The sequence below is a fragment of the Candidatus Gorgyraea atricola genome (assembly GCA_030765235.1).
Taxonomy (GTDB): Bacteria; Omnitrophota; Gorgyraeia; order Gorgyraeales; family Gorgyraeaceae; genus Gorgyraea; species Gorgyraea atricola.
The window spans coordinates 51,969-65,081 of sequence record JAVCCW010000010.1 but is presented as its reverse complement, the minus strand read 5'-3'; the positions used below and the strand labels follow the sequence as shown (position 1 = coordinate 65,081).

12 protein-coding genes are annotated in these 13,113 nt (G+C 40.1%); all 12 read left to right on the top strand.

Features of this window, described 5'->3' with window-relative positions; translation table 11 throughout:
- The first annotated feature begins 14 nt into the window (after positions 1-14).
- Positions 15-944, top strand: coding sequence for a glycosyltransferase family 9 protein (locus P9L93_02330; protein ID MDP8229921.1), 930 nt, complete (start codon positions 15-17; stop codon positions 942-944).
- A gap of 13 nt (positions 945-957) precedes the next feature.
- Entirely contained in the window at positions 958-2,022 is a 1,065-nt protein-coding gene (locus P9L93_02325; GenBank protein MDP8229920.1) for a radical SAM protein, read from the top strand.
- Complete coding sequence (locus P9L93_02320; protein MDP8229919.1) at positions 2,019-2,993, top strand: thiamine pyrophosphate-dependent dehydrogenase E1 component subunit alpha; 975 nt, start codon at positions 2,019-2,021, stop codon at positions 2,991-2,993. Before P9L93_02325 ends, P9L93_02320 begins: the two co-directional genes overlap by 4 nt.
- A gap of 2 nt (positions 2,994-2,995) precedes the next feature.
- The gene (locus P9L93_02315) at positions 2,996-4,042 is read left to right on the top strand and encodes a pyruvate dehydrogenase complex E1 component subunit beta (protein MDP8229918.1); all 1,047 of its coding nucleotides are present in this window, start codon (positions 2,996-2,998) and stop codon (positions 4,040-4,042) included.
- A gap of 23 nt (positions 4,043-4,065) precedes the next feature.
- Positions 4,066-4,809 carry a glycosyltransferase family 2 protein gene (locus tag P9L93_02310; GenBank protein MDP8229917.1) on the top strand — a complete coding sequence of 248 codons (744 nt, stop codon included), beginning with the start codon at positions 4,066-4,068 and terminating at the stop codon, positions 4,807-4,809.
- Positions 4,809-5,912 carry a radical SAM protein gene (locus tag P9L93_02305; GenBank protein ID MDP8229916.1) on the top strand — a complete coding sequence of 368 codons (1,104 nt, stop codon included), beginning with the start codon at positions 4,809-4,811 and terminating at the stop codon, positions 5,910-5,912. The genes P9L93_02310 and P9L93_02305 overlap by 1 nt, the downstream gene beginning before the upstream one ends.
- An 81-nt stretch (positions 5,913-5,993) precedes the next feature.
- Positions 5,994-6,782: a sugar phosphate nucleotidyltransferase gene (locus tag P9L93_02300; protein MDP8229915.1), complete on the top strand. Its 789-nt coding sequence runs from the start codon at positions 5,994-5,996 to the stop codon at positions 6,780-6,782.
- Positions 6,779-7,753 carry a GDP-mannose 4,6-dehydratase gene (locus P9L93_02295; protein MDP8229914.1) on the top strand — a complete coding sequence of 325 codons (975 nt, stop codon included), beginning with the start codon at positions 6,779-6,781 and terminating at the stop codon, positions 7,751-7,753. Before P9L93_02300 ends, P9L93_02295 begins: the two co-directional genes overlap by 4 nt.
- Positions 7,754-7,761: 8 nt before the next feature.
- Complete coding sequence (locus P9L93_02290; protein ID MDP8229913.1) at positions 7,762-9,549, top strand: thiamine pyrophosphate-binding protein; 1,788 nt, start codon at positions 7,762-7,764, stop codon at positions 9,547-9,549.
- Between the two features lie 10 nt (positions 9,550-9,559).
- Complete coding sequence (locus P9L93_02285; protein ID MDP8229912.1) at positions 9,560-11,071, top strand: N-acetylneuraminate synthase family protein; 1,512 nt, start codon at positions 9,560-9,562, stop codon at positions 11,069-11,071.
- 20 nt (positions 11,072-11,091) lie between these two features.
- Positions 11,092-11,973 carry an NAD(P)-dependent oxidoreductase gene (locus P9L93_02280; GenBank protein ID MDP8229911.1) on the top strand — a complete coding sequence of 294 codons (882 nt, stop codon included), beginning with the start codon at positions 11,092-11,094 and terminating at the stop codon, positions 11,971-11,973.
- On the top strand, positions 11,964-13,109 hold the full coding sequence (locus P9L93_02275) for a methyltransferase domain-containing protein (protein ID MDP8229910.1): 1,146 nt from the start codon (positions 11,964-11,966) through the stop codon (positions 13,107-13,109). Before P9L93_02280 ends, P9L93_02275 begins: the two co-directional genes overlap by 10 nt.
- Positions 13,110-13,113 lie beyond the last annotated feature (4 nt).

Genomic DNA, 13,113 nt, shown 5'->3' with positions numbered 1-13,113 from the left:
TGGGTCTAACTCCTATGAAAAGAAAGATACTTATCGTTAAGATGGGGTTTACAGAGACTATTGATAAAAAGGTCTCTACTGAAAATGTCAGCCTTGGCGATGTCTTTAGGACCACGGCAATATTGCATCTGTTCAAGAAGGATGATGTAACATGGCTTACCACTAAAGAGGCGAGCCCCCTTTTGACAGGCAATCCTTATATAAATAAGCTGCTGGTGTATGACTTAACCACTTCCCTGCAGCTTAAGTCCCAAGAGTTCGACATGATTATAAATCTGGAAAAGATTCCGGGTGTATGCGCGCTTACGGATTCTATAAACGCGTGGAAGAGATATGGTTTCAGATTTGATGTAAAAAAAGGAACAGCAGAGGCGTACGAGCATTCATATGAAGCAGTGGCAAATTCCGAAGATCCTGTGCTGCGGCGGAAGATGAAAAAAAACTGGACCCAGATGCTTTATGAAATGGTAGGGGCAAGATGGTCAGAACAAGGCTATATACTGGGCTATAAACCAAAGACTCAGCAGAGATTTGATATAGGGTTTAATACCAAGGTTGGGATGCGATGGCCAAACAAGACATGGCCCAAAAAAAACTGGAGAAGATTAGAGAAATTAATAGATGGAAGATATTCAATTTCATACCAGCAGTCGCTTAGTGATATAAATGGTTACATTGACTGGCTTAATAGCTGCAGGCTTATTATTACAAACGATTCGCTGGGATTGCATCTTGCAATAGCGCTGAAGAAAGGCATCATTGCAATGTTTGGCCCAACCTCAGAGAAAGAGGTGTTTCTTTGCAATGGAGGTATGGTAATAAAACCGGATAAGAGCTTAGAATGCATGCCGTGTTTTAACACTGTTTGTAAATACAGTAAAAGCTGTATGCACAATATAAAACCAGAGTCCATATATAAAAACATTGCAAAATTATTAAAATAGAGAAGAGATTGTTATGGATGAACTGAGAATAGATAATCATAAATTAATATATCATGTTGATAGGGTAAATCGATGGCAGAAGGGCGAGTTGATAGCGCCTATTTACATGGAGATCGCGCCTTCTGGCGCCTGCAATCATCGATGCATATTCTGCGGATTAGATTATATGGGATATAAACCGAAATTCCTGGATACAAAGATTTTACTAGGGGCTGTAAAAAGCGCGGCTAAATGTGGAGTAAAAAGCATAATGTACGCAGGTGAGGGCGAGCCCCTTCTTCATGGGGATATAGCCCGTATAATAAATTTTACAAAAAGCTCAGGGATTGATGCAGCTGTTACTACAAATGGGGTATTTCTTAATGATGAAATAATAAAAAAGTGCCTTAAGAGTCTCTCGTGGATACGAGTAAGTTTTAATGCATCTACCGCAGTTACCTACAAAAAGATTCATAGATGCTTAAAGGGAGATTTTGAAAAAGTCCTCTCTAATTTGGATAGGGCTGTAAGATACAAACGTAAATTTAGATTAGATTGCACGATAGGCGTCCAGATGCTATTGATTCCAGAAAACAAGGGAGAGGTCATTAAGTTAGCCAAACTCATTAAAAAGACAGGCGTGGATTATCTAATAATAAAGCCATTTTCAAAACATCCAATGAGCCGTAGTAATATAGACAAGGATTTTGACTATGCTAAATTTTTATATCTGGAGGATAGGCTTAAAAGGATATCGACAGAGGAATTCAAGATAATATTCAGATCCCAGACAATGGAAAAACTAAAAAAGAACAGGGTCTATAAACATTGCCCGGGGCTACCTTTCTGGGCATATATAGACGCAGAGGGTAATGTCTCTGCTTGCAGCGCGTATTTAGGTGAAAAGAGATTTGTGTATGGGAATATATATAAGGGTGAATTTTCTGACATCATTAAAGGTGAGGCGCGTAGAAAGATTTTGAATATGGCTGCAACGAGACTCGATTCGCGAAATTGCCGCGAGATTTGTAGGCTCGATGACGTAAATAGGTACTTATGGGAGCTTAAAAGGCCCCTGGCACATGTCAATTTTATATGAAAATGCAAGGGATTGACAGAAAGACATTTATCTGGCTTTTTGAAACCATGCTGAAGATCAGGATGGTTGAAGAAAAGATAATCGAGCTCTATCCTGATCAGGAGATAAAGTGTCCTGTGCATCTATGCATAGGACAGGAGGCAATAGCTGCTGGCGTGTGCGCAAACCTCAAAAAAACAGATTATGTGTTTAGTAACCACAGAGGTCATGGTCATTATATTGCTAATGGTGGGGATTTAAATGAGTTTATGGCTGAGCTGTACGGAAGGGTTACAGGTTGTTCAAAAGGTAAGGGCGGCTCTATGCACTTAGCGGACACTAAGAATGGGTTTATGGGCAGCTCTGCAATAGTGGGCGGAGGCATACCTATTGCAGTTGGCGCGGCCATGGGTTCAGTAATGCAGGAGCAGAAAAGAATCAGCGTGGTATTTTTTGGTGATGGCGCAACAGATGAAGGCACATTTAACGAAAGCTTGAATTTCGCAGCCTTAAAAAAACTGCCTGTTGTCTTTGTCTGCGAAAATAATTTTTATGCGACTAATTCGCCAGCATCTGCGAGGCAGGCCCTGGATAATATATATAAAAAAGGACTACCTTATGGAATCCCAGGCATAAAGATAGATGGAAATGATGTAGGAGAGGTTTTTGAAGCGGCCAGGGTTGCTGTGGAAAGGGCGAAAAACAACAAAGGCCCGAGCTTACTTGAATGCAGGACCTATAGATGGAAAGGCCATGTGGGGCCGGATTGTGATTTTGAAACAGGGTGCAGGCCAAGAGGGGAACTGGATAGGTGGCTTAAAAAATGCCCGATAGAGAGGTTTAGAAAATCTATTTTGAAAGAAGGAATTTTATCAATACGGGATATAGGGGATATAAAGGAAAGCTTGGGAAGAGAAATCGAAAAAGCAGTATCCTTTGCCAAGTCTTCATCGTTTCCGAAAAAAGAAGGATTGTTAGAGGACGTGTATTAACTATGCCGTGGACAAAGGTTTATCCTGACAGGACAGAATTTGAAAATGCTCGCAAGGAGAGTGGCAAGCCTTTAAGAGGCCTTACTTATAGAGAGGCCATAAAAGAGGCCTTTACTCAGATATTAGAGGAAGATAGCAGAGTCTTTTTAATCGGCGAAGGCATAGATGATGCAGGTGGGGTATTTGGCACTACCAAAGATCTACATAAAAGGTTTGGACGATCCAGAATTATTGATATACCTATTGCAGAAAATGCCACCACAGGCATTGCCATAGGCGCTGCAATTACTGGCATGAGGCCAGTTTTTATTCATATGCGAATGGATTTTTTACCCATGTCAATGGATCAAATAATTAATCATGCTGCAAAATGGAGCTATATGTTTGGCGGGACAGTCAAAATCCCTTTGACCATAAGGTCGATAATAGGCAGGGGCTGGGGTTCTGCCAGCCAGCATTCACAAAGCCTGCAGGCGCTTTTTATGCATGTGCCTGGCTTGAGGGTCGCAATGCCAGCCACTCCTTATGATGTTAAAGGCCTTTTGATTTCGAGCGTAAAGGAAAATACCCCTGTTATTTTCATAGAACATAGATGGTTATATGAACACGTAGGGTATGTCCCTGAAGATATGTATACTGTACCGTTCGGCAAAGGTGTTGTTCGGAGAATCGGCAGAGATGTGACTCTTGTGGGTATTTCTTATATGATGTTTGAATCTCTGAAGGCACAAGAGGTTTTACAAAAACATGGGGTGAGCGTCGAGGTGATAGACCTGCGCACATTAACACCATTAGACGAAGATCTGATCTTAGAATCCGTTAAAAAGACAGGCAGATTAGTTGTGGCAGATACAGGTTGGAGTAATTGCGGGGTGGCAGCAGAGATAGTTTCAAGGGTCTCTGAAAAGGCATTCAAATATCTAAAGTCTCCTGCAGCAAGAATTGGTTTGCCTGAATCGCATACACCTGCCTCTTCTGCGCTGGAAAAAGAATTTTACCCTGATTATAAAGATATAGTCGATGTTATAAGCAAAAAGGTGAAAGAGTGAGCCCTGTATTTTTAAGTATAATAATGCCAGCGTTAAACGAACAAAAGAACATTTTATCCGCTATCAATAATACTTTAAAGGCCTTTGAGGCCTTTAAAGTAGATGGAGAGATTGTTATTATTAATGATGGCTCGAGCGATAAGACATTGGAGCTTGTGAAAGAATTAATGTCCAAAGAAGGCAATAGAATCCGCCTGATTAATCACGAAACTCCGCAGGGCATAGGCGTGTCATTTTGGGATGGCATCCTGAATGCCAGGGGTGAGATAGTTTGCATGCTGCCCGGAGACGATGAAAATGACCCTTATGAGATATTTCGCTATTTAAAACTCTTGGATGAAGTCGATATGGTAATCCCCTTTGTCTATAATAAACGCGACAGGACATTATTTAGAAATATACTATCTTTTTTCTTATTGAAAATTCTTAATAGCACATTCGGCACGTCCTTTAACTATCCCCACGGGACTGTTCTTTACAGAAGATCGATCTTGAGTGATTTGGATTATAGAAGCTCGAGTTTCTTTTTTCAGGCGGATATTTTAATAAGGCTCGCAAAGAGAGGATATCTATTTGCAGAGGTTCCCTATAGGTTAGGATCAAGAAAGATTGGCAAATCAAAGGCAACTACATTCTCAAATTCTCTGCAGGTTATAAAGGAATACCTGAAATTAGTGTATGACATATACTTTGGAAAGAAAGAGAAAAGCAAAAGATACAAGTTTACTCAGGGTTGCGCATCAGCGCAGCGTTATAAAAAATCTTAATGACAGAGCTGCTACTGGATGGTCATAAATTACACTGGCACAGAGATAGGGTTGAGGCCTGGCTGCAGGGGGAACGGATTGCGCCCATAACCATAGACTGCGCGCTTACCAGGAAATGCACGTATAGATGCGTGTATTGCTATGGCCAGCTTCAGGCCAATGATGAAAAAAGGATGACCAGGGATGTTATCTTCAGATTCCTGGATGATGCGGCTGAGATCGGCGTAAAGGCAATAAGCCTTGTAAGCGACGGAGAAAGCACATGCTCTTCTCATTTATACGATGCCATAATAAGGGGTAAGGCCAATGGATTAGACATGGCCCTGGCTACAAACGGTTATCTTTTGCAAGAAGAGCGCTTAGAGGAAATTTTATCAGCGCTTACGTATTTGAGGTTCAATATTTCAGCTGGAGAACCTGAAAGATATGCGCGTATTATGGGGTGCAGGAGAGAACATTTTTACGCAGTAAGTGATATTATAAAAAAATGCGTGAAGATAAAAAGACAGAAAAACCTGAATGTTACGCTTGGCCTGCAGATGGTTCTAATGCCTGATTTTAAAGACCAGATCATTCCAGTGGTAAGGCTTGGCAAGGAGCTCGGAGTAGACTATGTTATTATCAAACACTGCAGTGATGACGAGAGGGGGTCTTTAGGTATTGATTATTCCAAATATGAGCCGCTCAAGGATCTCTTAAAGCAGGCAGAATCGTATTCAGACAAGCAGTGCATAGTAAGGGTAAAATGGTCTAAGATTTTAAGCAAGGGTAAGCGCAGATATTCCCGCTGCTATGGCCCGCCTTTTATCATGCAGTTTTCAGGTTCAGGCCTTGTGGCGCCATGCGGGATGTTATTTAACAGAAGGTATAAAAAATATCATATAGGAAATATAGTTGATACACCGTTTAAAAAGATCTGGGAAAGCAAGCGCTACTGGGATGTTATAGATCTAATCGCGTCTGAGGAGTTTGACGCCAGGACCATGTGCGGCACTTTATGCCTTCAACATAGCGTTAATGACTTTCTATTGGATCTGAAGCGCGGAGAGGCCGCATTAGAAGATGTAAAAGGCAAAGAACCGATGCATGTTAATTTTATCTGAGTAAAATATTGGACTTAAAGAGAATTAGGCTGTATACTTATAATTTATTGCAGGGAATTTCAAAGTCCAGAGGAGGATATCATGAAGTTAGTAATCCTATGCGGTGGTAGAGGAACAAGGATCAGGGATGTTTCCGAGGTTTTGCCTAAGGCCATGCTTCCTATAGGCGATAGGCCTATGATCTGGCATATAATGAAGATGTACGCTCATTATGGCATAAAAGATTTTGTCCTATGCCTTGGTTATAAAGGATGGCTGATAAAGGAATTTTTCTTAAATTACATGGCCAAGGTTTCAGATGTAACCGTAAATTTAAATAAAAAAGGTTTGGCAGTCTATCGTCATCATCGTAATGAAGATTTAGATTGGAAAGTTACTATGGTGGAAACAGGGGAGAATTCTCAAACTGGAGCAAGGATTTGGAATGTGCGTAAGTATTTAGAGCACAGTAATATCTTTGGCGTGACTTACGCGGATGGTGTCGCTGATATTGATATAAAGGAGTTGATAGAGACTCATAAAAAATCCAGTTTATTGGGTACAATAACAGGAGTTTATCCTGCTAGCCGTTTTGGTGAAATACAGGCCACCGGCAATATGATATCTTCCTTTAATGAGAAACCTAATGTAAGCACGGGGTTGTTTAATGGCGGATTTATGGTCTTTAATAAAAAGGTCATTCATAAATATTTCAGGCCAGGAGAAGATTTAGTTTTGGAGGGCGAGACCCTGCCTAACATGGTAAAAGATAAACAGATGGGCGTATATGAACATAAAGGATTTTGGTACTGTGTTGACACTATCAGGGAATATGGTAACTTAAATCAGATGTGGAAGGAAAATAGGGCTCCTTGGAAGGTCTGGGAATGAGCAATAGAAAAGGTGTCTTTTGGAAAGATAGAAAGGTTTTGATAACAGGCCATGAAGGTTTTCTGGGTTCTTGGCTTGCCAAGGTTTTACTGGGCTATGGCGCTAGAATAACAGGCATCGACAAGATAAAAAATCGCCCAGTTTCTATGCTTAACGGCTTAAGAAAGGATATAACCTGCGTCAGGGGAGATATTATAAATTTAGAATTAGTTAAAAATGTCATTGAAAGATTTAAGCCGCAGACTATTTTTCATCTGGCTGCTGAGGCGATAGTTCTCGAGGCTAACAAGAACCCCATTAAGACTTTTAAATCAAACATTGAAGGCACATGGAATATTTTAGAGGCGTCAAGAAATAAAAAATTCATAGAATCCATTGTAATAGCCTCAAGCGATAAGGCCTACGGAGAGACTAATAAACTTCCATATAAGGAAGACGCTCCTTTATCTGGTAATCATCCATATGACGCTTCTAAAAGCTGCGCGGATTTATTAGCGCATACTTATTATAATACCTATAATTTACCTGTAGGCATAACCAGATGCGGCAATGTCTTTGGCCCTGGGGATTTCCATTTTTCAAGGATTGCCCCTGATGCAATCAGATCAGCGCTTCAGAACAGGAAATTACTTATTCGCAGCGATGGAAGATTTACGCGTGATTATGTTTATGTCGAGGATATTATGAATGGATATATTCTGCTTGCTGAAAATTTGCAAAGATTGAAATTAGAAGGAGAGGCATTTAACTTCAGCAATGAGAAACCCGTATCGGTCATAAAGATGGTAAAAAAGATTTATCAACTAGCCGGCATAAGGCCATCTTATAAAATTCTAAGCAAGGTAAGGCATGAGATTAGACATCAGCATCTTTCATCATGGAAGGCAAGAAAGGCCCTTGGCTGGAAACCAAAGCATAGCTTGGAAGAAGGCTTGAAGAAAACCATAAACTGGTATAAGGGTATTTTTTGAAGGATAAGATGATAAAGCTTTCAGATTATGTAATAGATTTTTTAGTCCAAAAAGGGATCATGGATATATTCATGATCGCTGGAGGGGGGATCATCCACCTTGTGGACTCAGTGGGGCGAAATAAAAATATAAAGTATTTTTGTAATTATAATGAGCAGGCTGTTGGATATTGCGCAGAAGGGTATGCGAGGTTAAAAAATCATATATCATCATGTCTTGTCACTACAGGTCCCGGAAGTACAAATGCGATTTCAGGGGTTGCGAGCGCATGGGTTGATTCTGTACCGATGATGGTTATTTCCGGTCAGGTTAAAAGGGAGCTTATAGCGGATTATTCGAAAATAAGACAGATAGGCGAGCAGGAGATCAATATTATCGAGACGATCAAGCCTATTACAAAATACGCCAAAACAATTTTAGACCCCAAGATGATTAAATACGAATTAGAGTTAGCTTTTTATAAAGCCACTACAGGGAGGCCTGGGCCAGTATGGATCAATATACCTCTTGATGTCCAGGGCAGCTTTATTGATATAGAAAATCTTCATTCCTTTAGGCCAAAGGACTCGTTGCCGCGGCTTAAAAAAAGACTCCACGTAAGTAAAGTCATGGAGATGCTAAAGAGGGCCAAGAGGCCGGTGATATTATGTGGATATGGCATACGAATAGCCAGGGCAGAAGACTTGTTGAAGCAAATCCTTGAAAGGATTCAGATTCCCGCAGTGCTTTCATTTAACGGCATGGATTTGATTCCAGACGCGCACCCATTACTTATAGGAAAGGCAGGTATTATAGGCCAGAGAAGGGCGAATTTTGCGATACAGAATTCTGATTGCCTCTTAAGCATAGGATCTCGAATGAACATAAAGATTGTTGGATATAATTATAAGGCATTTGCCCCGAATGCCAAAAAGATTATAGTGGATGTAGATGAACGAGAATTACAAAAGTCAACACTCTCTCCTGATGTTCGTATTCAAGCCGATGCGAAAGATTTTTTAGAAGAATTTTTAAATCAGCTTAAAGAAATAGATCTTCGTGCCCCTGCGGGGTGGCTTGACGCATGTAAAAATTGGAAAAAACGCTATCCCTCTATCGTTAATGAATTTTTTGAAGATGAGGCTCATGTTGATACATATATTTTTTATGACAAATTATCAGACTTATTAACAGAGCAGGATGTGGTAGTCACGGGTAATGGCATGGCCGCATTATGTCTTTACCAGGCATTTAAGGTGAAGCCGCAGCAGAGGGCCTTTACAAATAATGGCTATGGGGCAATGGGGTGGGGATTACCTGCCAGTATCGGGGCCTGTATCGCTAATGATCGTAAAAGGACTATTTGCATTACAGGAGACGGGAGCATGCAGATGAATATCCAGGAACTGCAGCTTATAAGGCATCATAATCTTCCGATAAAGATATTTATCATTAACAATGCCGGCTATACATCTATCAGGTTGACACAAGATACCTTTTTTAATAGTCATTATGTGGGGGCAGACGAACGGTCAGGTATAAGCAATCCAGATTTTAAAAAGGTAGCTATTGCCTATGGATTAGGTTATGAAAAAATTTTAACAAATAAAGAGATCGAAAGCAAGGTAAGTAGGGTTTTATCAGAGCCAGGGCCTATCTTGTGTGAATTGAATATATCACCTCATCAAGGATTGAATCCAAAGGCAGCCTCTTACAAAAGAGCGGACGGGTCCTTTGAGTCAAGGCCTCTGGAAGACATGTTTCCGTTTTTGTCAAGAGAAGAGCTGGCAGAAAATATGAGTATTTCTAAAATATAGGGGATATATTATGGGATTGGACAAGGGCATATTTCACAATCTGTTTATCTTCGAGATGGCTAATAACCACATGGGAAACGTGGAGCACGGCTTAAAGATCATCAGGGAGATACATAAGATCTGCAAGGGGTTCGACTTTAATTTTGGGTTTAAGCTGCAATACAGGGATTTAGATACCTTTATTCACCCGGATTTTAAGAAGAAGTTTGAATTTAAATACGTTAAACGTTTTTTAGAAACTCGGCTTGATGAAAATCAGTTTAAGGTATTGAAGGACGAGATCGATAACCTGGGGTTTGTCTCGGTTTGTACGCCATTTGATGAGGCCTCAGTTGATCTAATAGAAAGACAGGATTTTGACATCATTAAGATCGGCAGCTGCTCTGCTACTGATTGGCCTTTGCTGGAAAGGGTTGTGAAGACCAATAAACCCATTATTGTCTCCACTGCTGGCTTGCCTCTGGAAGAGATAGATAAGGTTGTTAGTTTTCTTGAACACAGGGAGAAGGCCTTTGCGCTCATGCATTGCGTAGCTGAATACCCTACTCCTAAAAAAGGCCTGCAATTAAATCAGATAGACTTACTGAAGGCAAGGTACCCTCAGGTAGATATTGGTTATTCAGCTCATGAGGAGCCTGATAATTTTGTTTCCATTAAGATCGCGATAGGAAAAGGCGCAAGGGTATTTGAAAAGCATGCAGGGATAAGGACAGGACAGTTTGGCCTTAATGGTTATTCAGTTGTTCCCGGACAAGTCAGGCTATGGTTGGAGTCAGCGCTTGAGGCCTTACAGATGTGCGGAACCGCTATGAAGAGGTCAGGATTTACCGAGAAAGAGACAAAGGCTCTACAGTCTTTAAAAAGAGGTGTCTTTGCCAGTAGAAAAATAAAAAAGGGCGAGATGATTGAGCTATCTAATACCTTTCTGGCTATACCTACGGCAGAGGGTCAGATCACGGCAAATGATATGTCCAAATACACAGATTTTTATGCCACTTCAGACATGGATGTAAATAAGCCGATACCTTTAGCTAATCTAAGGCAGGTGGATAACAGAGAAAGGGTCTATAGTGTGGTTCAGAAGGTAAAGGCTATTTTAAAGAAGAGTAATGTGTTGGTTCCAGGCAAATTAGATCTTGAGATATCGCATCACTATGGGGTAGATAAGGTCGAAGAGCAGGGCTGTACGATGATTAATTTTGTAAACCGTGAATATTGCAAGAAACTGATAGTGATGCTTCCCGGGCAGAAGCACCCTGAGCAATACCACAAGATAAAAGAGGAGACCTTCCAGGTTTTATATGGAGATATCCTGCTTACGATAGATGGGGTCGAGACGGAATATAAGGCCGGCAGCTTAGTTACTGTGGAGAGAAAGAAAAAACATAGTTTTGGCAGCAGGGCCGGCGCAATAATCGAAGAGATTTCATCAACGCATCATGCAAAGGATTCATATTATACTGATAAAGAAATAGCAAAGAATAAACATCGCAAGACCTTAGTTACTCACTGGTTAGATTAAGGCATGCGGGGCGAGGCAGGATGAAAAAGAAGATTTTTATTACAGGAGGAACAGGGTTTATCGGTCGAAACCTAAAGGAGCAGCTTCAGGATAAATATAAAATTTATGCCCCATCCCATGAAGAACTCGAACTGTTAAATGAAAGAAAAGTCAGTAATTATCTTAAGAAACACCATTTTGACGCGATAGTTCATTGTGCATGGAATGCAGCAAGGAACTCAAAAAAAGATACAAATAAAATCTTGGAATACAATCTCAGGATGTTTTTTAATCTTGCCCGCTGCCATGGTGAATACGGAAAGATGATTTACTATGGGTCAGGAGCGGTCTATGGCCGAGAACATTGGATACATAGAATGAATGAAGATTACTTTGATATTTGCGTGCCAAAAGATCAAGATGTTTTTTCGAAATACATTATGTGCAAGTATGCGGAAAAATCCGAAAACATTTACAATCTGAGAGTTTTCGGTGTTTTTGGCAAATATGAGGATTGGAAAATACGATTTATTTCTAACGCGTGCTGCAGAACAGTATGGGACTTACCAATAACAATAAAGCAGAATGTATTTCTTGATTATCTCTATATTGATGACCTTATAAGGATTACAGGATGGTTTATCGAAAATGAACCAGAGGATAAATGTTATAACGTTTGTAGAGGCGAGACTTTCGACCTATTGACATTGGCTCGAAAAGTCCTTAAGGTATCTGGAAAAAGATTAGATATTAAAGTCTCTCATGGTGATCTTGGCAGAGAATATAGCGGTGATAATTCCAAACTACTTAGCAAAATAGGGGACTATTCTTTTTGCAATATGGATGATTGTATTGATGAATTGTATCATTGGTATTTAGAAAAGAAAGATTCTATTGATGGGAAGCTGTTTTTATGCCAATAAACAAGTGTAGAGTATGTGCCCATAAATTTTTCGAAGAACCATTGCTGCGATACGAAAATATGCCAAAGGCTGCTCAATTTTTGCCAGATGCAGAGTCGCTCGAAGACGATAAGGGAATTGATCTGGAAGTCTGTCAGTGTTCAGGCTGCGGATTAGTACAGCTAAGCAATGATCCTGTCCCTTATTATAAGGAGGTTATACGCGCCGCTCGGTTTTCAGAGGAAATGAAAGATTTTCGAAGGAAGCAATTCAACCGCTTTATACAAAAATATTCTCTCAAAAGAAAGAAAGTTATTGAAATCGGCTGTGGTTGTGGGGAGTATTTGTCTATCATGCAGCAGTTTGGGGTAGATGCTTATGGATTGGAGCATTCCACAGAATCGGTGAGGCAGTGTGTCAAGAACGGCTTAAAGGCTTCAAAAGGATTCATCCAAAGCAGTACTTATAAATTAAACCATGCCCCGTTCGATGCCTTTTTTATATTGAATTTTCTTGAACATCTGCCTGATCCACATTCAGCCCTTAGAGGAATATATAACAATTTGACAGATGACGCCATAGGACTCATCGAGGTACCAAATTTTGATATGATTTTACGAAATAAACTTTTCTCTGAATTTACATGCGATCATCTATTTTATTTTACGAAAGAAACTTTAAATGCAGTCATAGAGCGAAATGGTTTTAAAATTATCGAATGCAATGAAGAGTGGCATGACTATATAATTTCTGCTGTTGTAAAAAAAAAGGTAAGACTGGATATAGCGCATTTTTATAAATATCAGTCGCAGCTTAAAAATGAAATAAACAACTATATGGGCCAATATAGATGCAAACAAGTTGCAATATGGGGCGCCGGCCATCAGGCGCTTGCAGTTATCTCTCTGGCAAATTTAGCTGATAAAATAAAATATGTTGTTGATTCAGCTCCGTTTAAGCAAGGCAAATTCACGCCAGCTACACATGTTCGTATAGTTTCTCCTGACACACTTAACTCAGACCCCGTCGATGCTGTTATTATTATGGCGGCTGGTTATTCCGATGAAGTAGCAAGTATTATACGGCAAAAGTATGATAGAAATATAAATATCTCTATATTGAGAGATTTTGGATTGGAAGTTATTCAGGATTGCTAATTCT

Coding starts and splice junctions, on each gene's coding strand:
- P9L93_02300 (MDP8229915.1), top strand. CDS start 5,994: ATGAAGTTAGTAATCCTATGCGGTGGTAGAGGAACAAGGATCAGGGAT.
- P9L93_02325 (MDP8229920.1), top strand. CDS start 958: ATGGATGAACTGAGAATAGATAATCATAAATTAATATATCATGTTGAT.
- P9L93_02315 (MDP8229918.1), top strand. CDS start 2,996: ATGCCGTGGACAAAGGTTTATCCTGACAGGACAGAATTTGAAAATGCT.
- P9L93_02310 (MDP8229917.1), top strand. CDS start 4,066: ATGCCAGCGTTAAACGAACAAAAGAACATTTTATCCGCTATCAATAAT.
- P9L93_02295 (MDP8229914.1), top strand. CDS start 6,779: ATGAGCAATAGAAAAGGTGTCTTTTGGAAAGATAGAAAGGTTTTGATA.
- P9L93_02280 (MDP8229911.1), top strand. CDS start 11,092: ATGAAAAAGAAGATTTTTATTACAGGAGGAACAGGGTTTATCGGTCGA.
- P9L93_02290 (MDP8229913.1), top strand. CDS start 7,762: ATGATAAAGCTTTCAGATTATGTAATAGATTTTTTAGTCCAAAAAGGG.
- P9L93_02275 (MDP8229910.1), top strand. CDS start 11,964: ATGCCAATAAACAAGTGTAGAGTATGTGCCCATAAATTTTTCGAAGAA.
- P9L93_02330 (MDP8229921.1), top strand. CDS start 15: ATGAAAAGAAAGATACTTATCGTTAAGATGGGGTTTACAGAGACTATT.
- P9L93_02320 (MDP8229919.1), top strand. CDS start 2,019: ATGAAAATGCAAGGGATTGACAGAAAGACATTTATCTGGCTTTTTGAA.
- P9L93_02305 (MDP8229916.1), top strand. CDS start 4,809: ATGACAGAGCTGCTACTGGATGGTCATAAATTACACTGGCACAGAGAT.
- P9L93_02285 (MDP8229912.1), top strand. CDS start 9,560: ATGGGATTGGACAAGGGCATATTTCACAATCTGTTTATCTTCGAGATG.